We start from the raw sequence: 17,622 nt of genomic DNA on the forward strand, positions 1-17,622 counted from the left end.
GGCCCGCCGCGAGCGTCACCGCACCGGAACGCCGAACCGCCAGGACAGCGCATGCCCGAGTTCCGGGCGCGCCGCGTCGCGGGTTTGGGCGAACCGGGCGACCTCGGCGCGCAGCCGGGCCCGATGGGCCGCGGCGAGCCCGGCGAGAACACGCCGGATGGGTGCGAGCGCGGAAGGCGGGGTCCGCCGTTCGGTCGCTCCGCGCGGAGTGGTCTGGGTTTCGAGTTGGGATGCCAAGATGCGTCTCCGGAGCACGGGCTCGGTCACGTCGGGCGTCTCCTCCACCGCCGATATGGGGGGCGAACTGCTGCGCCGCAACATGGGCTTGGCGCGATGCCGGCTTTGCGTATGCGCAAATCGGGCCAAAACGGCAGTACGCATACGGATGTGCCGCTCTGTAAGAATTTTGTATACGAAGACTTGACCCATGCATGGGTCGCAATACAACGATCCGCGGTGAGCCGGAGGGAGCGGGCCGGATGAACGAGTGGCGTCAGGAACGGGCGGCCCGGGACGCGCGGATCGCGGCGGGGTCCGCCTTCGCGACCGGCAAGGTCGTGGCGGCGGAGAGCGTCACCGATCTGCTGGAGGCGGTGCTGCGCCCCGGCGACCGGGTCTGCCTGGAGGGCGACAACCAGAAGCAGGCCGATTGCCTCGCCCGCGGCCTCGCGGCCTGCGACCCGTCAAGAATCCACGACCTGCACATGGTCCAGTCGGGCATCGTGCTGCCCGAGCATCTCGACGTGTTCGAGACCGGCGTCGCCAAGCGCCTCGACTACTCGTATTCGGGCCCGCAGGGCGCGCGCATCGCAAAAATGCTCTACGGCGGGCAGATCGCGCTCGGCGCGGTGCACACCTATCTCGAACTGTTCGCGCGCTACTTCGTCGATCTGACGCCCCACGTCGCGCTGATCGCGGGCGTCTCGGCCGACCGCGACGGCAACCTGTATACGGGGCCGAACACCGAGGACACGCCGACCGTCGTCGAGGCGACCCACTTCAAGAACGGGCTCGTCATCGCCCAGGTCAACGAGATCGTCGAGCGCGTGCCCCGCGTCGACATCCCCGGCGATCGCATCGACTTCGTGGTGGAGGCCGACCGGCCGTTCTACGTCGAGCCGCTGTTCACCCGCGATCCGGCGGCGATGACCGAGACGCAGATCCTCATCGCCATGATGGCGATCAAGGGAATCTATGCCGAGTACGGCGTGAAGCGTCTCAACCATGGCATCGGCTTCGGCACGGCGGCGATCGAACTGCTGCTGCCGACCTACGGGGAGCGACTGGGGCTGAAAGGTCAGATCGCCACCCACTGGGCGCTCAACCCGCACCCGACCCTGATCCCGGCGATCGAATCGGGCTGGGTCAAGCAGGTCCACTGTTTCGGCTCGGAGGTCGGCATGGACCGCTACATCCGCGAGCGGCCGGACGTGTTCTTCACGGGCTCCGACGGGTCGCTCCGCTCGAACCGCGCCTTCTGCCAGACGGCGGGCTTGTACGCCTGCGACATGTTCATCGGTGCGACGCTCCAGATCGACCTGATGGGCCATTCCTCCACCGTCACCCAGTCGCGGGTGGCCGGCTTCGGGGGCGCGCCGAACATGGGCTCGGACCCGCACGGCCGCCGCCATCCCTCCGACACGTGGATGAAGGCGGGGCGGGAGGCGCAAACGTCGGGCGAGCCTTCCCTGATGCGCGGGCGAAAACTCGTGGTGCAGCTGGTCGAGACCTTCGGCGACGGCTTGGTGCCGACCTTCGTCGAGCGGCTCGACGCGATGGAACTGGCGAAAAAAACCGGCCTCGAACTGGCCCCCGTCATGATCTACGCCGACGACGTGACCCACATCGTCACGGAAGAGGGCATCGCCAACCTGCTGCTCTGCCGCGACGCCGACGAGCGCGAGCAGGCGATCCGCGGCGTGGCCGGCTACACGCCGATCGGCCGGGGCCGCGACCGCGCCAAGGTCGAGGACCTGCGCGCCCGCGGCGTGATCCGCCGGCCGGAAGACCTCGGCATCTCGGCGCTCGACGCCGACCGCTCGCTGCTTGCCGCGCGCTCGATCAAGGACTTGGTCCACTGGTCGGGCGGCCTCTACGAGCCGCCCGCGAAGTTCCGGAACTGGTGAGCCTCCATGCTGCCGCCCCTCCCACCCTCCCCCTCATCCTGAGGTGCCGCGAAGCGGCCTCGAAGGAGGGCTCCAGCGAAGCGCGCGATCCGCTGGAGCCCTCCTTCGAGGCTTCGCACCTCAGGATGAGGGGGATTGTTGGGATCGAGAGAGACCGTCCGAGGAACCCCGATGGAATCCCTGACCTTCCGCCACACCACCCAAAAGCCCCTCCCCGGCACGAAGCGGGAGGCGATCACCGGGGTCGTGGCCTCGGGCAACCTCGAAGTGCTGTTGGAGCGGGTGCTGGCGCCGGATGCCTGCGAGGTCGCGGTCGAGACCGCGATCAACGGCTACGGCGACGTCTGGGAGGCGGTGGTGGCGGATTTCGTCGCCCGCGCCCAGCCGGGCGGCCTGCGCATCAGCATCAACGACGGCGGCGCCCGCCCCGACACCGTAGCCTTACGCCTGCTCCAGGGCGTGCGCCTGATGGAGGCCTGAGATGGCGCCGACCGATCCGAACCACGCGAGACCGATCGGCGATGATCCCTCATCGCCGATCGCCCCTGCGACGGCAGGGCGGCGGTCGTCCGCCGGACGCACGGGTTCCGACCACCGGTCGGATCCCGTGCGACTCGAAATGAGCTGGTACGAGGCCAGCGCCCGCCAGCGCGTGGCCGCCTTCCTCGATGCGGATACGTTCGAAGAATTCGTCGGCCCGACCGAGCGGGCGATGAGCCCGCACCTGCCGCTGTTCGAACTGCCCCGCGCCTTCGACGACGGCATCGTCGTCGGCCGGGGCCGCCTCGACGGGAAGCCGGTGCTGGTGGCAGCCCAAGAGGGCCGCTTCATGGGCGGGGCCTTCGGCGAGGTGCACGGCGCCAAGCTCGTCGGCCTCCTGCGCGCGGCATTGGAGGTACGGCCCGCCGCGGTGCTGATCCTGTTCGACACCGGCGGCGTGCGGTTGCAGGAGGCCAACGCGGGCGAGACCGCCATCGCCGAGGCGATGCGGGCGATCACGGAAGTCCGCGCCGCCGGCATCCCGGTGGTCGGGCTGATCGGCGGCCGGGCCGGGGCCTATGGCGGCGGCGGCCTCATCGCCGGCACCTGCGCCCGGCTCGCCGTCTCGGAGAGCGGGCGCATCTCGGTCTCCGGGCCGGAGGTGATCGAGACCAATCGGGGCGCGGAAGAGTTCGATTCCCGCGACCGGGCGCTGGTGTGGCGCACCATGGGCGGCAAGCACCGCCGCCTCACCGGTGGCGCCGACGCCTACGTGGCCGACACCGTCGCGGCGTTTCGCGACGCCGCCCTCGACCTCATCGCCCGCGCCCCGGCCTTCGACCTCGCCACGCTCGAAGCCGAGCAGGCCCGGCTGGAGGCGCGGCTGACCCGCTTCGGCACGTGCCGCGACGGCGCCGACATCTGGGCGCGGCTCGGCATCAACGACGCGCAAGCGGTGCCGGCCATGACCGACGCCGCCTTCACCGAAATTGCGGCCGGCGTGCCGGAGGCCAGCCACGATGCCCGCTAAGATGGCTCTCGACGCGATCCTCGCCTCGCTCTTCCCGACAGGCCGTTCCGTCGCCGTGACGGACGGCCTGATCTCGGGCGAGGGCTCGCTCGATGGTGGCCGCCTCGTCGTGGTCGGCATCGACGGCGACACGCCGCTCGGCGTCGAGGGCGCGCTGGCGCTCTCCCGCACGGTGCTCGACGCGATGAAAGTTGGCGACAAGGCTCCGATCCTGGTGGCGGTCGATTCCGACAGCCAGCGCATGAGCCGCCGCGACGAGCTGTTGGGGCTCTACGAATGCCTCGCGCATCTGGCCAAGACGCTGCTGCTCGCCGACCGCCTCGGCCATCCGACGGTGGGGCTGATCTACGGCCACTCGGCGGCGGGCGCCTTCATCGCCACCGCGCTCGCGACCCGCGTCCTCGCGGCCCTGCCGGGCGCCAATCCGAGCGTGATGGACCTGCCTTCTGTGGCCCGCATCACCAAGCTGCCGCTCGACAAGCTCGAAGCCATGGCGGCCTCGACCCCGGTCTTCGCGCCGGGCCTCGACAACATGGTGGCGACCGGCGCCGTCCACGCGGTGCTCGACCCCGCGCAGCCGCTCGACGCGCAGCTCTCCGCGCTCATCGCCGACCTGCCCGCGGGCGACACCCGCGACCGCCTCGGCCGCGAACGCGGCGGACGCCCGGTGGCGCAGGCAATCGCCGAGCGGGTGGTGTCGCAGGCGCGCGGTGGCTGAGCGTCTTCCCACCCAACCCCCTCATCCTGAGGTGCCGCGAAGCGGCCTCGAAGGAGGGCTCCAGGGATCGCGCGATCCGCTGGAGCCCTCCTTCGAGGCCCGCCTGCGGCAGGCACCTCAGGATGAGGGCGGGGGTGGGATCGCGGTCGCGCGCCTCCATCGCCATGATCTCGTCCGGGTCGATCCCGCCGCCTGGGGCCCCCTCGTCGCCGCCCGGCCGGACCTCGCGGGCGTGCCGCCGCTCGCCGGCTGGGCCGCGGCCGGGTGGCCGCTGATCCTGCGCCGCCGCGCGCCCGGCGAGGACCGGGCGCTGGTCCCGCTCGGCCTGCCGCTGCCGCCGACGCTCGGCAAGCGTCGCATCGGCTTCAGCCTGCCCGCGGATGTCCTTACGGCCTGCCCGGCGCCGACGCTCGCCGCGACCCGCGCCGCCGTGCCGCCCGCGTGGCACCCGACGCTCGACGCGCTCCTCGCGCTGGGCGCCCGGCACGGCCTCGTCCCGCGCCCGTTCGGCGGCTTGCTGTGGCAGGCGCTCACCGGCCTGCCCTACCTCACCGACGCGTCCGACCTCGATCTGCTCTGGCCGCTGGCCGGCTCGCTCGCCAAAACCTTCCTCGACGACCTCGCGACGATTGCCGCGACGGCGCCGATGCGCCTCGACGGCGAGATCGTCTTGCCCGACGGCGGCGGGGTGCAGTGGCGCGAGTGGCACGAGGCCGGGACCGGCGAGGTGCTGGTGAAGCACCGCGACCGGCTGGAGATGCGGGCAGCCCCTGCTCTGTGGTCTGCGGAGGCACCGGCATGAACGCCCTCCCCGCCCTCCCCACACCCGTCGTCGGCGATCCGGCCGCCCTCGCCCGCCTCGCGGTCGAAGCCCTGCGCCTCGAACTCGACACCTACCCGAAACCCGGTCTCGTCAGCCGGATCGACAGCGGCAGCCACGACGACATGGACGCCGCGACCTTCGAGGCCAGCGCGGCAGCGCTCGAACCGTACTTCGCCGACCTCGCCCGTGCGGGGGGCGACGGCCTGCCCATGGCGCAGCTGCGCCGCATCGGCCTCGATGCGGAAGCCGCGATGCGGGCGGCGACCGGGGGCGTGAACACCCATCGCGGCGCGATCTTCGGGCTCGGCCTGCTGGTTTCGGCGGCCGGCGCGCTGGCGGTGCCGGGGCGCGGCCTCGCCCCCGGCGCGCTCGGCGCCCATGTGCGGGCGCGCCACGCCCGCGCCATCCTCGACGGGCCGGTGCTTCTGCACGCCCCCGGCGCGCGGGCGCGGCGGCGCTTTCGCGTCGGCGGGGCGCCGGCCGAGGCGGCGTCCGGCTTCCCGACGCTCTACGGGGTCGGCCTGCCGGCCCTGCATCGCGGGCGCCGCGCTCGGATCGGTGAGGAGGCTGCGCGGGTCGAGGCCTGCCTCGCCCTGATCGCGGCGCTTAACGACACCAACCTGCTCCATCGCGGCGGCGAGGCCGGCGCCCGCTTCGCCCGCGACGAGGCCGCGGCCTTCGTCGCGGCCGGCGGCGTCGCGCAGGATGGGTGGCGCGCCTGCGCCGAAACCTTGCACCGCGCCTTCGTCACCCGCCGCCTCAGCCCCGGCGGCGCCGCCGACCTGCTCGCCATGACGCTGTTCGTGGACCGGCTTGAGCATCGGCCCGAGAGGTGGCCGCCGGATTTCGGAAAGGAGCCGATGCGGCACGATCGAGGGCGGGCGCCGTGACCCTCGCCCTGCTCCTCTCCGGCCAGGGCGGTCAGCATCCGGGCATGTTCGCCCTCACGGCCGAGCGTCCGGAGGCCGAGAATGTGTTCGCCGCCGCCCGGCCGATCCTGGGCGAGGACCCGCGTGCGCTGGCCGCCGCGGGCGGGCCTCCCCTTCACGAGAACCGAACCGGGCAGGTGCTGTGCTGCACCGCCGCGCTCGCCGCCTGGGCCGTGATCGCGGCAGAAAAACCCGGCCGCGCGGTGGTGGCCGGCTACAGCATCGGCGACCTCGCCGCCTGGGGCGTCGCCGGGCGGCTCGCTCCCGAGGCGGTGCTGCGGCTGGCGGCGCAGCGTGCCGAGGCGATGGACGCGGCCTCGGGCGAAGGTTTCGGGCTCGCGGGCATCCGCGGCCTGCCCGTTGAGGCGATCCGCGCCATGGCCGAGCGCCACGCCTGCGATCTCGCCATCCGCAACGCCCCCGACAGCGGCGTGGTCGGCGGGCCTCGCGCCGCCCTCGACGCGCTCTGCACGGAAGCGCTGGCCGCGGGCGCCCGCCGCGCCGTGGTGCTCCCCGTCCACACGCCCTCCCACACGCCGCGCCTCGCCGTCGCGGCAAAAACCTTCGCCGACGCGCTCGCCCGCGAGGGCCTGCACCGCCCGCCCCCCGGAAGCCCGCGCCTGTTGAGCGGCCTCGACGGTGCGCCGGTCTTCGATGTCGCCAAGGGCCTCGACAAGCTCGCTGGCCAACTCGCGAACACCATCGACTGGGCCGCCTGCCTTGAGGCCGCCCGCGAGTTCGGCGCGACCCGCATCCTCGAACTCGGCCCCGGCCACGCGCTCGCCACCATGGCCCGCGAGGCGATGCCCGACGCGCGCGTCCACGCGTTGGAGGATTTTCGCACGGTGGACGGGTTGCTGGCTTGGATCGGCGAGGGCTGACGCCCTTTCAGGAGGGCGCCGAGGCGGCCCGTGCATCCCCTCGCCCCGCTTGCGGGGAGAGGGCTTCGGCGACCCCGTTGTCGCCGAAGCGAGGCGGCAGCCGAAGGTGAGGGGGCGGTTCAGGACGAGCCTCTTCCGTCGAAGCCCCCTCACCCCCGCTACCGCTTGTCGCGACGACGACGGGGTCGTCGCGACCCTCTCCCCGCGTGCGGGGAGAGGGGAATCCCAGCTCGACCCGATCGAACACCGTTCGAGATCAGGCGAACGCCGCCCGCAACGCCTCCGCGTCGTACGGCTTGCGGATCACCGGCACGGCACCGAGGTCGGGCGGAATCCGAAAACTCTCGCCGTAGCCGGTGGCGAAGGCGAAGGGGATGCCGCGCTCGGTCAGGCGGCGGGCGACGCCGACGCTGGTCTCGGAGCCGAGGTTGACGTCGAGGATGGCGCGGTCGGGGGGCGCTGCCTCGATCAGGCGCAGGGCCTCGCGCACGGTGCCGGCGAGATCGACCGCGGTGGCGCCGAGCGCGGTCAGCACCTCCTCGGCCTCCAGCGCGATGATCATGTTGTCCTCGACGACGAGCACCGTGCCGTCGAGCCGCAGCGGCGCCGGCGCGGGGGCGCGGGCAGGCGCGCGCTCGGGCTTCGGCGGGGCGGCGCGCACGAGGTCGGGGGGAATGGTGAAGCGGGCCTCGACGCCGGAGACGGCGTAGCGGATCTCGGCCTCGCCCTTCAGCTCGTAGGGGATCGAGCGCTCGATCAGCGTCGTGCCGAAGCCGCGGCGGGTGGGCGCGCGCACCGGCGGGCCGCCGCTCTCGCGCCAGTGGATCACGAGGTATTCGAGGGCATCGCGCGACCATTCCACGTCGATGCGCCCGTGGGCGCCGCTGAGCGCGCCGTACTTGGCCGAGTTCGTCATCAGCTCGTGGACGACGAGGGCCAGCGTCGAGAAGGCCTGCGGATCGAGCAGCACGTCGGCACCGCCGAGCACCACCCGCTCGGCCTTGGCGCCGAGATAGGCCCCGGCCTCGAGCAGGATGAGGTCGCGCAAGCTCCCCGGCCCCCAGTTCGTGGTGGTGATCTGGTCGTGGGCCCGCGCCAGAGCCTGTATGCGCGCGCCGACGACTTCGGCGAATTCCTCCGCCGACCCGCCCGCGGTGCGGCTCTGGGTGACGACGCCGCGGATGAGGTTGAGGATGTTGCGCACGCGGTGGTTCAGTTCGGCGATCAGCAGCTCCTGGCGCTCCTGCGCGCCTTTGCGCTCCTTCTCGGCGGAATCGGTGAGCCGCAGGATGACTTCGAGCAGGGTGATCCGCAGGGCTTCGGCCGTGCGCAGCTCGACCTCGGCGAAGGGCAGCGAGCGCCCGTGCACGACCTCGCGCCACGCCTCGAAGCTCTTGCGCGGGGTCAGGCGCACGCCGTTGGGGCCGGGATTGGCCGGTTTTTCCGGGTTGCCGGCCCAGGTGACCGTGCGGGAGACTTCGCGGCGGAAGAACACGAGGAAATCGCGCGGCGTGCGCGAGACCGGCACGGCGAGCATGCCCGCGGCGCGCTCGGTGAAGTCGCGCCCCGGCTCGTGGACCCGGCCGATCTCGTCGGTGGCGTAGGCGCGGCTCGCCGCCGTGCGGTTGAGGAAGCGCACGAGGCCGGTGAATTCCTCCCGCGTCGGCGTCGCGCCCTGCAGCGTGATCTCGCCGTTCACCCACAGGCCGATCCCGTCGCAGGGGATGATGGCGGCGAGTTCGTCGAGGAACTCGGACAGGCCCTCCAGGCTGGTGCCGCCGGAGGCGAGCGCGCTCATCAGCCGGTTGTGGATCTCGCGGGAGCGCGCCTCCTGCGCCACCTCGATCTCGCGCTCGCGGCTCTCCAGGATCCACGAGAACATCTGGCCGAACAACTCGGAGCCGGTGCGGCGCTCCAGCGAGATGTGGCGCGGCTCCATGTGATGACAGGCGAAAAGGCCCCAAAGCTTCCCGTTGCGCAGGATCGAGACCGAGAGCGAGGCGGCGACCCCCATGTTGCGCAGGTATTCGAGATGGATCGGCGAGACGCTGCGCAGGGTCGAGAGCGACAGGTCGAGCAGTGCGCCGTCGGGATCGCGCGGCGGCAGCACGGGCACGCCCGCCTCGTTCACGTCGGCGATGATGCGCAGCCAGCTGCGCTCGTACAGGGCGCGGGCCTGTTTGGGGATATCGGAGGCCGGGTAGTGCAGGCCGAGATAGCGGTCGAGCCCGGAGCGGACGGATTCGGCCACGACCTCGCCCGAGCCGTCGGGGGCGAAGCGGTAGAGCATCACCCGGTCGAAGCCGGTGAGCGCGCGCATCTGCCGGGTCGCTTCGCGGCAGAGCGGCTCGAAATCCACCGTCAGGCGCAGGCGCGAGACCATGTTGCGCACGAGGTTGCCCGCGCTCAGATGCTCGGGCGCGCTCGGCTCCGCCTCGATCACGATCGCGGCGCCCGACATGTGCAGCGCCACGTCGAACAGCAAGCCGCCGGCGATGAGCCGCACGCCGAAGACGCGGTCCACCGCGTCGGGCCCGCGCAGCGTCTGGAGATGGCCGCGCAGCAGGTGGATCGCCTCGACGTCAAGGATCGCGTGGGCCGGCGCGCCGAGCAGCGCCTCGACCGGGCGCCCGAGCCAGTCCGGCGCGTTGGCACTGGCGCGCAGCACGATCCAGTCGGGCGAGACTGCCAGCAGGAAGCCGAAGGACTGGACCGCGCCGAGCACGTGGATCGGCTCCCGGTCGCAGGACGACAGGTCGACCGTCGGTTCCGGGGGGCCGGCGGAGATCAGGGTCATGCGCTCGTCGGGGGGTGTCGGGAAGGGGTGCGCCAGCCACCTTACCCGGTTCCTTCGCGCAAATCTCGCGGCGCCACAACCCGCTTGCGCGCAATCGGTTACGATCAAGGTCCGACACGGCTCCGGGCGCGCCCGAGCCGGGCGGCGAGCAGTCCGGTGAGGACGAGGAGCAGCCCGACCGCGGCGAGCGCCGCGTCGAACCGGCCGGTGGCGTCCTTGATCCAGCCCATCAGCGAGGGGCCGACGAAGCCGCCGATGCCGCCGACCGCGTTGACCAGCGCGATGCCCCCCGCCGCCGCCCGGCCGCTCAGCAACGCCGTCGGCAGCGTCCAGAAGGTCGGAAGCGCGGCGAACACCCCCATGGCGCAGGCGCTCAGCGCCAGGATCGAGACGAGCGGGGCGGAGGCTTGGCTCGCCACCGCGAGCGCGAGCCCGGCGGCGATGGCCGGGGCGCCGGTGTGCCACGCCCGCTCGCCGGTCCGGTCCGAGCGGCGGGTCCAGGGCACCATCACGCATGCTGCCGCGACGTAGGGCAGCGCGCTGACGAAGCCGGTGGCGAGCGGCCCGAGGCCGAAGCCGGAGACGATCTGCGGCAGCCACATCCCGACGGCGTAGAGCCCGGTGCTGAGCCCGAAATAGACCAGAGCCAGCCCCAGCAGCCGCGGTTGCAGCAGCGCCGCCGCCAGCCGCTCCTCCGCCGCCACGGGCCGGGGATCGGCAGCGAGCCGCGCGGCGAGCGCGGTGCGCTCGTCGGGCGTCAGCCAATGGGCTTGCGCCGGGCGGTCGGTGAGGATGCGCAGGGCGACGAACCCGAGGACGAGGCTCGGGGCCGCCTCGATCAGGTAGAGCCATTGCCAGCCGGCGAGCCCCAGCGCGCCGTCGGCGGCGGTGAGGATCAGGCCCGAGACCGGACCGCCGAAGGCCGCCGAGAGCGGCACCGCCGCCATGAAGGTGCCGACGATCCGGGCCCGCTCGGCCGCCGGAAACCAGAAGGTGAGGTAGAGGATGATGCCGGGGAAGAACCCGGCCTCGGCCAGTCCCAGGGCGAGGCGGAGCGCATAGAACGAGGCCTCGCCCGCGGCGAACGCGGTGGCGCCGGAGATCAGCGACCACGTCACCATGATCCGGGCGATCCAGCGCCGTGCCCCGACCCGTTCGAGGATGAGGTTGCTCGGCACCTCGAAGGCGACGTAGCCGAGGAAGAACAGGCCCGCGCCGAAGCCGTAGGCGGCGGGCGAGAGGCCGAGGTCGCGGTTCATCGTGAGGGCTGCGAAGCTCACGTTGACCCGGTCGAGATAGGCGCAGAAGTAGCATAGCATCAGGAACGGCAGCAGCCGCCGCGCCGCCTTCCGGCGGGCCGCGTCCGCGGCCGATGCGTCGAGGCTCACGCGTCGTCGGACGGCGTCTCGTCCTCGTCCTCCGACGCCTCCGCCGCGGCGGGCCGCGGGCCGGTGACGGCGGTGACGAAGTCGCCCTTGCGCTGGGCCTCGTTGTTCGAGACCATCACGCTGATGTAGGAGGCGAGCGTGTTGGGCGCGACGTCGGGCAGGCGCCGGGCGATCTCGGCCTGGGACAGGCCGGTCGGTCCCGCGCTTTCCAGCAGCGCCCGCAGCCGGCCCTTGGCCGAGTTCGCCCGCGGCCCGCGGCTGCCGCGCCCGCGGCCGGTGCGGGGGGCGCCGTCGCCCTCCATCCCGGATAGGGCCTCGGGAAGGGGGGTGCCCTCGACGATGGCGGCGAGCGAGCGCTCGGCGAGCCGCAGCTTGGCCAGCTCCTCCGAGACCCGCTCGTACTCGCTCCCGAGGTCGGCCAGGCGACGACGGATGTCGGTCAGCGTGGACGCCAGCATGTCTCCGTCGCTCATCGGCGGACTCAACTCCTGATATGGTCCGCCCCTCTCAGTCATAGCGGGGGGCGCGCGTCAATTCTTCCGGGGGGTGGAGGGCGCGGATCGGCGGGAGTGTTGCACAATCTTCCCGCCGACCCGCGTCTCCGAGGCGTCTCGGGCGGCCTCCGACGAGGGGTTCGCCGGTCGGTTCGGGGCCCGAACGCCATGGACCCGAACGCCATGGACCCGAACGCCAGGGGCCCGGCCCCCTCCCCCCGAAGGAGAAGGCGGCCGGGCCCCGGATGGTCGGGTGCGTGTGCTCAGGCGCGGCGGCGGCGCTCGGCGAGATCGACGATGCCGGCGGTCTCCTGCGGTCCGACCCAGCGCGGCAGGGACGGCGCCGCGAGGTTCACCCGCAGGAACATCGTGCCGCGGCAGCCCTCCCACAGGGAGGCCGGGAGCGGAGTGGCGCCTTCGGTCCAGCGCCAGTGGGCCGCGCCGTCGGTGTCGAGCGGGTGCAGGCCGGCCTCCAGGCGGGCATCGTCGAGGGCGATCGCGCGCAGGCCGGTCAGGCCGTCGTCGAGGCTCAGCGCGGCGAGGCAGACGCCGAGGCGCCGGTCGTCGCTCGTGCCCTGACGGACGTAGGCCGGGACGCTGACCTCGCTGACGAGGCGCACGTCGCGGGCTCCCGCCGGCAGGATGAAGCGGGCGACGAGGCCGTCGGTGTCGGGGCGGACCGTCTGCCCATCGACGACGAGGTGCAGGTCGGCCAGCGGCGCCTCGACGAGGCTCCAGCCGAGCGCCTCTGCGCGGGCCTGAAGGCGGGCGCGCACGGCCTCGACCAGCGCGCCGTCCTCGTGGAACGGACGGCAGAAGTCGGCCGTGGTGCGGCCGACGGGCGCGTCCGGCCCGAGACCGATGCTGGCGACCTCGAAGAAGGCGCGGTTGCCCATGTCGAGGTAGCTCTCGGCGGGCAGGCCCTCGGCCAGCAGGATGTCGTGGCTCTCCAGCTCGACATGCCAGTAGGTGACCTCGGCGACCTCGACCTGCGTGATCGTGGTGCCGTTGACGAGGCGGATCGCCGGGATCAGCACCTCGCCGAGGACATCGACGCAGACGGCGTGGCCGGGCGAGACCATGAGGTCGCGGGCCGGGCGGCCTTCGCCGAAGGCGCCCGCGGCGATCCGCACGGGCAGGAGGTCGGCGCGGGCGCGGCAGCGTACGGTCTTGTGGCCGATCCAGCGGATCGGGCGCTCCGCGCCGGAGGCGGTCACGGCCAGATCGCCGACCGCCAGATCCTCGACCGCAACCGCGCCGCGCGCCGTCAGGATGCGCGTGCCGGTGACGTAGCAGGGCGCGGGCGTCTCGTTGCCGTTGCCGTCGATTTGGGTGACCTGGAAGCTGATGACGTTCGTGCCGCCGGAGCTCGTCGTCCTGTACTGAAATTGCTCTGTGTTGGCCGCTTGATTGAAGAATTTATAGTCGACACCGCCCGCTGTCAGGCCGATACCGTTGCCGTCGAGGCCGTAATTGCTGTACGCGCCACCGCCCTCGCCGTCGTTGAGGAAGTACACGTTGTTGTATGTGCCGATCGAATTCGACCCGCCGCCGGTGTTGGCGTTGTCGAAGGTGTTGGGATTGGTTGTATTGGTAGTGCCGTTGGCAGGGTTGGTACCCTGGTTGGCGCTGGGCTTCAGCGTGACCGATTGACCATTGATGGTGCCGCTCACGCCCGTGATGGCGTAACCGGTCTCTTGGTTGCCAGCGATGTCATAGTTGCGTGTGGTCGATTCGGTGGTGATCGTGAAGTCGGCAACGAAGCCGTTGGGGCCCGTAAAACGATAACGAATGGTGGGCATGACGATGGTCCCCTGCGTTCGACGATTCTAATTTATTGGTTTCGACACGAAAAAGCGGGTCAAGTCCTGCAGCGAAAGCCCCCTCCGAGCTCCGCCAAAGCTGTCAACGTCGTCCTGGCAGAATAGAGATCGGCAGGAATTTGGAAATAATGATTGCAGGGTGGTCCACAGTTTGCACGCAGGTGTTGTATTTATGCGACAATCATGGGTTGTCAATTTCGTCAAGCGCCAATGCTCAAAAGTTTTCGATGCAACCCGGGTGACAAGCGTATCCTGCGTGCTGTATCCAACAAAGGCATGAATGCCGGAGGCCGAATCGGGTAGAAGTTTTATCGCGCGTTGAGCGTCTATGCGTGCCGTTTTTGCAATATTTATTTTGTTATGGCTCGCTCGATGGATTTTTAAAAATAATCATATTTCTGTCGCGGACGTGTTCTCGTGGTATGATCAGATGATATTCTCGGCTCGTGCTTCAATCGCGCGGTCGGCAGGCGACGTGTGTTGTCTGAGCGTCGCGCGATTATTACAATACCGGCATCTAAGGTTGATGTCGTTGCGCGTCTCGAAAGAGCGAAATCCCGGGAGGAAAAGATGGATGAATGTTATCTTGGTGAGATCAGGCTCGTTGCGTTCAGCTGGCTGCCGCGGAATTTTGCGTACTGTAATGGCCAGTTGCTGTCGATCAACTCCAATACCGCGCTCTACTCTCTGATCGGCACGACGTATGGCGGAGACGGGCGAACGACGTTCGCGTTGCCGAACCTGTTGGGCCGCGTCGTCATCGATCAGGGAGCAGGGCCCGGCCTGTCACCGTACCAGATGGGCCAGGCTGGCGGCGCCGAGGCGGTCACGCTGCAGTCGACGCAGATCCCGCCGCACTTCCACCCCTATACGATGCAGGTCGATAACTCTCAGGGGCAGAGCATCGACCCGACCAATGGGAACATTGCTCAGGTGTTCAACCAAGCGGGGAACGTTGAGTACCAAAGCTTCACAACAGGAAACATGAACAATCCGGCGAACCTCAACCCCCAAAACACGGGCGCCAATGCGGGGGGCGGTCTCCCCCACGCGAACATCCAGCCGTACCTCGTTCTCAGCTACATCATCTGCGTTGCGGGCATCTACCCGTCGCGTGCCTGACGACGCGCCCGCACGGGCCGGCGGCGCAGAGACCCTCCGCCGCCGGCCCGAACGCGAGGCGGACACCGCGTTCCTCCTCGCCCGCCGCACCGCCGACTACGGCGCGCCCTTCCGGGGCCTCGCGCCGCCGCGGCGCGACCCGATGCGGCGGCCGATGTTCGACGGGACGCGCCTCCTTTGCGGTTGAACTGAGGCTCGGCTCAGTATGAGGGGGGCGGGTTACGGGTCGAGGCGCATCGCCAGCCCGGCGGCGGCCATGTGGGCCTTGGCCTCGCCCACCGTATGCTGTCCGAAATGGAAGATCGAGGCGGCGAGCACCGCGCTCGCGCCGCCGTCGCGCACGCCCGCCACGAGGTCGTCGAGCCCGCCGACGCCGCCGGAGGCGATCACCGGCACCCGCACCGCGTCGGTGATGGCGCGGGTCAGCGCGAGGTCGTAGCCCGAGCGGGTGCCGTCCCGGTCCATGGAGGTGACGAGCAGCTCGCCCGCCCCGCCCTCCGAGATCTTTTGCGCGAATTCCACCGCGTCGATCCCGGTCGGGTTGCGCCCGCCATGGGTAAAAATCTCCCAGCGGGCGGTCTCGTTCGCGGCGGAGACGCGCTTGGCGTCGATCGCCACGACGATGCACTGGTCGCCGAACTTTTCCGCCGCCTCCGCCACCAGTTCCGGGTTCTTCACCGCGGCCGTGTTGATCCCGACCTTGTCGGCGCCCGCCAGCAGCAGGGTGCGCACGTCGGCGACCGTGCGCACGCCCCCGCCGACGGTGAGCGGCATGAAGCAGGCCTCGGCCGTGCGGCTCACCACGTCGAGCAGCGTGCCGCGGGCCTCGTGGCTCGCGGTGATGTCGAGGAAGCAGAGTTCGTCGGCGCCGGCCGCGTCGTAGGCCTTGGCCGATTCCACCGGATCGCCCGCGTCGCGCAGTTCGAGGAACTGCACGCCCTTGACGACACGCCCGTCCTTCACGTCGAGGCAGGGGATGATGCGGGTCTTGAGCACAGGTGGCCTGCAGGTTGACGAGCGGCAGAAGTCAGGGGGCGGTGGCCGCGCGGGCGATGGCGGCGAGCGCCTCGGCCGGGTCGATGCGGCCGTCGTAGAGGGCGCGGCCGGTGATGGCGCCGGCCAGCACCGCGCAATCGGGCTCCAGCAGGCGATCGACGTCGGCCATGGAGGCGAGCCCCCCCGAAGCGATGACCGGGATGCGCACGGCGTTGGCCAGCGCCAGCGTCATCTCGATGTTGAGGCCCTTGAGGATGCCGTCGCGGGCGATGTCGGTGTAGATGATGGCCGCGACCCCGGCATCCTCGAAGCGGCGGCCGAGATCCTCGGCGGTCATGGAGGAGGTCTGGGCCCAGCCCTCGACCGCGACCCGCCCGTCCTTGGCGTCGATGCCGACCGCGATCTTGCCCGGATGACGCCGCGCCGCCTCGCGCACGAAGGCCGGATCGCGCACCGCCGCCGTGCCGATGATGACGCGGCTGATCCCCTTCTCGATCCAGCCTTCGAGCGTGCGCATCTCGCGCACGCCGCCGCCGAGCTGCACCGGCATCTTGACCCGCGCCAGGATCGCCTCGACGGCGGCGGCGTTGCGCGGCGCGCCGGCGAAGGCGCCGTCGAGATCGACCACGTGCAGCCAGGAAAAACCCTGGCGCTCGAAGGTGGCGGCCTGGTCGGCGGGGTCGTCGTTGAAGACCTTGGCCTGAGCCATGTCCCCCTGCACGAGGCGGACGCAGCGCCCTTCCTTGAGGTCGATGGCCGGAAACAGGATCACGCGTCTGCTCGTCTCGTTCGAGGGGTCTAGGTTCTTGTGCCGCATCGGCTTTTCCGAAAGCCAGTTCCCACCTTTCGGGCCGATGCTCTAAGGGCGCCAGCGCAGGAAGTTGGCGATGAGCGCGAGGCCGAGCCGCTGGCTCTTCTCGGGGTGGAACTGCGTGCCGGCCATGTTGTCCCGCGCCACCATCGCGGTGACCGGGCCGCCGTATTCGGCATGCGCCACCACGTCCGCGGGCTCGGCGGGCTTCAGGGCGAAGCTGTGGACGAAGTAGGCGTGCAGGCCGTCGCGCCCGGTCTCGATGCCGTCGAGCAGCGGGTGGGCGCGGTCCACGGCGAGGGTGTTCCAGCCCATATGCGGCACCTTCAGCGCCGGGTCGGCCGGCACGATCGGGCCGACATCGCCGGGAATCCAGCCGAGACCCGCGGTCTCCTCGTATTCGAGGCCGCGGCTCGCCATGAGCTGCATGCCGACGCAGATGCCGATGAACGGGCGGCCCTTGCGGCGCACGGCGTCCGTCATGGCCTCGACCATGCCGGGCACGGAATCGAGCCCGCGGCGGCAATCGGCATAGGCGCCGACACCGGGGAGCACGATGCGGTCGGCCGCGGCCACCGTCTCGGGCGCGTCGGTGAGGACGATGCGGGTGTCGGCCTCACCCGCATCGCGGGCGGCGCGCTCGAAGGCCTTGACCGCCGAGTGGAGGTTGCCCGAACCGTAATCGATGATCGCGACGGTCTGTCCGCTCACCGCAGGCCCTCGCGTGCCGGGAAGAAGCCGAGCGCCGTGTCCTCGTCGCGGCGCGGCGTGGCGCGCGCGACCGGCGCATGGCGCGTGGCGGCGGCGTCGCGGTCGAGCCAGCGGGCGGCGAGCTTCATCTCGGCCTCCTCGTGCGAGGCCGCGATCACCGCGTCGCGGGCGGGAAGGCCGCGGCGGCCGTAGGTCCAGCGGCGGAGCGACGAGGCCTCGAGCCCGATCAGAAGGCTCGCGAGCCCCGTGATGAGGAAGCCCGCCCCCGGCGACAGGCCGAGGGCGTGGCCGGCGACGCTCAAGGCGACGAGGCCGGCGAAGACGAGGATCGCGGCGAGCCAGAGCCGGTGTCCGAGAAACCACAGCACCGTGAAGGCGAAGGCGCGCGGGGCGAAACCGTCGCGGACGATCTGCGCCCGCTCGAGGGCCAGGGCATCGCCGCGGGCGGCGCCCTCGGGAACGTGCAGCGTGTAGGTGCGCATCTGATCCGCCC

The 17,622-nt window shown here is 71.2% G+C and carries 18 protein-coding genes; 9 read left to right on the forward strand and 9 right to left on the reverse strand.

Annotation, left to right across the window (positions count from 1 at the left end; translation table 11 throughout):
• Nucleotides 1-15 precede the first annotated feature (15 nt).
• A complete protein-coding gene (locus ASG52_RS01980; RefSeq protein ID WP_056238257.1) occupies nt 16-267 on the reverse strand; it encodes a hypothetical protein in 252 nt (83 codons plus the stop codon).
• Nucleotides 268-479: 212 nt separating this feature from the next.
• On the opposite strand from ASG52_RS01980, the gene mdcA reads away from it, so the two are divergent.
• From mdcA to ASG52_RS02015, 7 genes are all read left to right on the forward strand, one after another.
• The gene (mdcA, locus tag ASG52_RS01985) at nt 480-2,126 is read left to right on the forward strand and encodes a malonate decarboxylase subunit alpha (RefSeq protein ID WP_056238260.1); all 1,647 of its coding nucleotides are present in this window, start codon (nt 480-482) and stop codon (nt 2,124-2,126) included.
• A gap of 171 nt (nt 2,127-2,297) precedes the next feature.
• On the forward strand, nt 2,298-2,606 hold the full coding sequence (mdcC, locus tag ASG52_RS01990; RefSeq protein ID WP_056238261.1) for a malonate decarboxylase acyl carrier protein: 309 nt from the start codon (nt 2,298-2,300) through the stop codon (nt 2,604-2,606).
• Between the two features lie 139 nt (nt 2,607-2,745).
• Nucleotides 2,746-3,636, forward strand: a complete 891-nt coding sequence (locus tag ASG52_RS01995; RefSeq protein WP_056238412.1) for a biotin-independent malonate decarboxylase subunit beta — start codon at nt 2,746-2,748, stop codon at nt 3,634-3,636.
• A 1-nt stretch (nt 3,637) separates the two neighbouring features.
• The gene (gene mdcE / locus ASG52_RS02000) at nt 3,638-4,354 is read left to right on the forward strand and encodes a biotin-independent malonate decarboxylase subunit gamma (protein WP_056238265.1); all 717 of its coding nucleotides are present in this window, start codon (nt 3,638-3,640) and stop codon (nt 4,352-4,354) included.
• 139 nt (nt 4,355-4,493) lie between these two features.
• The gene (gene mdcG / locus ASG52_RS02005) at nt 4,494-5,156 is read left to right on the forward strand and encodes a malonate decarboxylase holo-[acyl-carrier-protein] synthase (RefSeq protein WP_056238414.1); all 663 of its coding nucleotides are present in this window, start codon (nt 4,494-4,496) and stop codon (nt 5,154-5,156) included.
• Nucleotides 5,153-6,067: a triphosphoribosyl-dephospho-CoA synthase MdcB gene (mdcB, locus tag ASG52_RS02010; RefSeq protein ID WP_082552296.1), complete on the forward strand. Its 915-nt coding sequence runs from the start codon at nt 5,153-5,155 to the stop codon at nt 6,065-6,067. Before mdcG ends, mdcB begins: the two co-directional genes overlap by 4 nt.
• Nucleotides 6,064-6,987, forward strand: a complete 924-nt coding sequence (locus ASG52_RS02015) for a malonate decarboxylase subunit epsilon (RefSeq protein ID WP_056238267.1) — start codon at nt 6,064-6,066, stop codon at nt 6,985-6,987. Before mdcB ends, ASG52_RS02015 begins: the two co-directional genes overlap by 4 nt.
• Before the next feature lie 256 nt (nt 6,988-7,243).
• Here the strand turns inward: ASG52_RS02015 and ASG52_RS02020 are convergent, their stop codons facing one another.
• From ASG52_RS02020 to ASG52_RS02035, 4 genes are all read right to left on the reverse strand, one after another.
• Nucleotides 7,244-9,784: an HWE histidine kinase domain-containing protein gene (locus ASG52_RS02020; protein WP_056238270.1), complete on the reverse strand. Its 2,541-nt coding sequence runs from the start codon at nt 9,782-9,784 to the stop codon at nt 7,244-7,246.
• 104 nt (nt 9,785-9,888) lie between these two features.
• Nucleotides 9,889-11,103 (reverse strand): MFS transporter, encoded by a 1,215-nt coding sequence (locus tag ASG52_RS02025; protein ID WP_056238416.1) that lies wholly within the window; start codon nt 11,101-11,103, stop codon nt 9,889-9,891.
• 65 nt (nt 11,104-11,168) lie between these two features.
• A complete protein-coding gene (locus ASG52_RS02030) occupies nt 11,169-11,645 on the reverse strand; it encodes a hypothetical protein (protein WP_056238272.1) in 477 nt (158 codons plus the stop codon).
• A 284-nt stretch (nt 11,646-11,929) separates the two neighbouring features.
• Nucleotides 11,930-13,468, reverse strand: coding sequence for a Hint domain-containing protein (locus ASG52_RS02035; RefSeq protein WP_056238275.1), 1,539 nt, complete (start codon nt 13,466-13,468; stop codon nt 11,930-11,932).
• Between the two features lie 591 nt (nt 13,469-14,059).
• Between ASG52_RS02035 and ASG52_RS02040 the strand changes: the two genes are divergently transcribed.
• Nucleotides 14,060-14,611, forward strand: coding sequence for a phage tail protein (locus ASG52_RS02040; RefSeq protein ID WP_056238277.1), 552 nt, complete (start codon nt 14,060-14,062; stop codon nt 14,609-14,611).
• Nucleotides 14,604-14,798 (forward strand): hypothetical protein, encoded by a 195-nt coding sequence (locus tag ASG52_RS02045; protein WP_056238280.1) that lies wholly within the window; start codon nt 14,604-14,606, stop codon nt 14,796-14,798. Before ASG52_RS02040 ends, ASG52_RS02045 begins: the two co-directional genes overlap by 8 nt.
• A 32-nt stretch (nt 14,799-14,830) precedes the next feature.
• On the opposite strand, the gene hisF is transcribed toward ASG52_RS02045, so the two are convergent.
• Genes hisF through ASG52_RS02065 form a run of 4 tightly spaced genes read right to left on the reverse strand, consistent with a single transcriptional unit; the run spans nt 14,831 to nt 17,611 of the window.
• The gene (gene hisF, locus ASG52_RS02050) at nt 14,831-15,607 is read right to left on the reverse strand and encodes an imidazole glycerol phosphate synthase subunit HisF (protein WP_056238283.1); all 777 of its coding nucleotides are present in this window, start codon (nt 15,605-15,607) and stop codon (nt 14,831-14,833) included.
• A 31-nt stretch (nt 15,608-15,638) separates the two neighbouring features.
• Nucleotides 15,639-16,424 carry a 1-(5-phosphoribosyl)-5-[(5-phosphoribosylamino)methylideneamino]imidazole-4-carboxamide isomerase gene (gene hisA / locus ASG52_RS02055; protein ID WP_200945552.1) on the reverse strand — a complete coding sequence of 262 codons (786 nt, stop codon included), beginning with the start codon at nt 16,422-16,424 and terminating at the stop codon, nt 15,639-15,641.
• A gap of 42 nt (nt 16,425-16,466) precedes the next feature.
• The gene (gene hisH / locus ASG52_RS02060) at nt 16,467-17,129 is read right to left on the reverse strand and encodes an imidazole glycerol phosphate synthase subunit HisH (protein ID WP_056238287.1); all 663 of its coding nucleotides are present in this window, start codon (nt 17,127-17,129) and stop codon (nt 16,467-16,469) included.
• Nucleotides 17,126-17,611 (reverse strand): DUF2628 domain-containing protein, encoded by a 486-nt coding sequence (locus tag ASG52_RS02065; protein WP_056238290.1) that lies wholly within the window; start codon nt 17,609-17,611, stop codon nt 17,126-17,128. Before ASG52_RS02065 ends, hisH begins: the two co-directional genes overlap by 4 nt.
• Between the last annotated feature and the right edge of the window lie 11 nt (nt 17,612-17,622).

The sequence above is a fragment of the Methylobacterium sp. Leaf456 genome (genome assembly GCF_001425465.1).
GTDB lineage: Bacteria > Pseudomonadota > Alphaproteobacteria > Rhizobiales > Beijerinckiaceae > Methylobacterium.

What these genes read in the sequence shown, in the direction of transcription:
- ASG52_RS01995 (WP_056238412.1), top strand. Translation starts at nt 2,746, where the DNA reads ATGAGCTGGTACGAGGCCAGCGCCCGCCAGCGCGTGGCCGCCTTCCTC.
- ASG52_RS02020 (WP_056238270.1), bottom strand. Translation starts at nt 9,784, where the DNA reads ATGACCCTGATCTCCGCCGGCCCCCCGGAACCGACGGTCGACCTGTCG.
- ASG52_RS02025 (WP_056238416.1), bottom strand. Translation starts at nt 11,103, where the DNA reads ATGCTATGCTACTTCTGCGCCTATCTCGACCGGGTCAACGTGAGCTTC.
- hisA (WP_200945552.1), bottom strand. Translation starts at nt 16,424, where the DNA reads ATGCGGCACAAGAACCTAGACCCCTCGAACGAGACGAGCAGACGCGTG.
- mdcA (WP_056238260.1), top strand. Translation starts at nt 480, where the DNA reads ATGAACGAGTGGCGTCAGGAACGGGCGGCCCGGGACGCGCGGATCGCG.
- ASG52_RS02030 (WP_056238272.1), bottom strand. Translation starts at nt 11,645, where the DNA reads ATGAGCGACGGAGACATGCTGGCGTCCACGCTGACCGACATCCGTCGT.
- mdcB (WP_082552296.1), top strand. Translation starts at nt 5,153, where the DNA reads ATGAACGCCCTCCCCGCCCTCCCCACACCCGTCGTCGGCGATCCGGCC.
- mdcE (WP_056238265.1), top strand. Translation starts at nt 3,638, where the DNA reads ATGGCTCTCGACGCGATCCTCGCCTCGCTCTTCCCGACAGGCCGTTCC.
- mdcC (WP_056238261.1), top strand. Translation starts at nt 2,298, where the DNA reads ATGGAATCCCTGACCTTCCGCCACACCACCCAAAAGCCCCTCCCCGGC.
- ASG52_RS02035 (WP_056238275.1), bottom strand. Translation starts at nt 13,468, where the DNA reads ATGCCCACCATTCGTTATCGTTTTACGGGCCCCAACGGCTTCGTTGCC.
- ASG52_RS02040 (WP_056238277.1), top strand. Translation starts at nt 14,060, where the DNA reads ATGGATGAATGTTATCTTGGTGAGATCAGGCTCGTTGCGTTCAGCTGG.
- ASG52_RS02065 (WP_056238290.1), bottom strand. Translation starts at nt 17,611, where the DNA reads ATGCGCACCTACACGCTGCACGTTCCCGAGGGCGCCGCCCGCGGCGAT.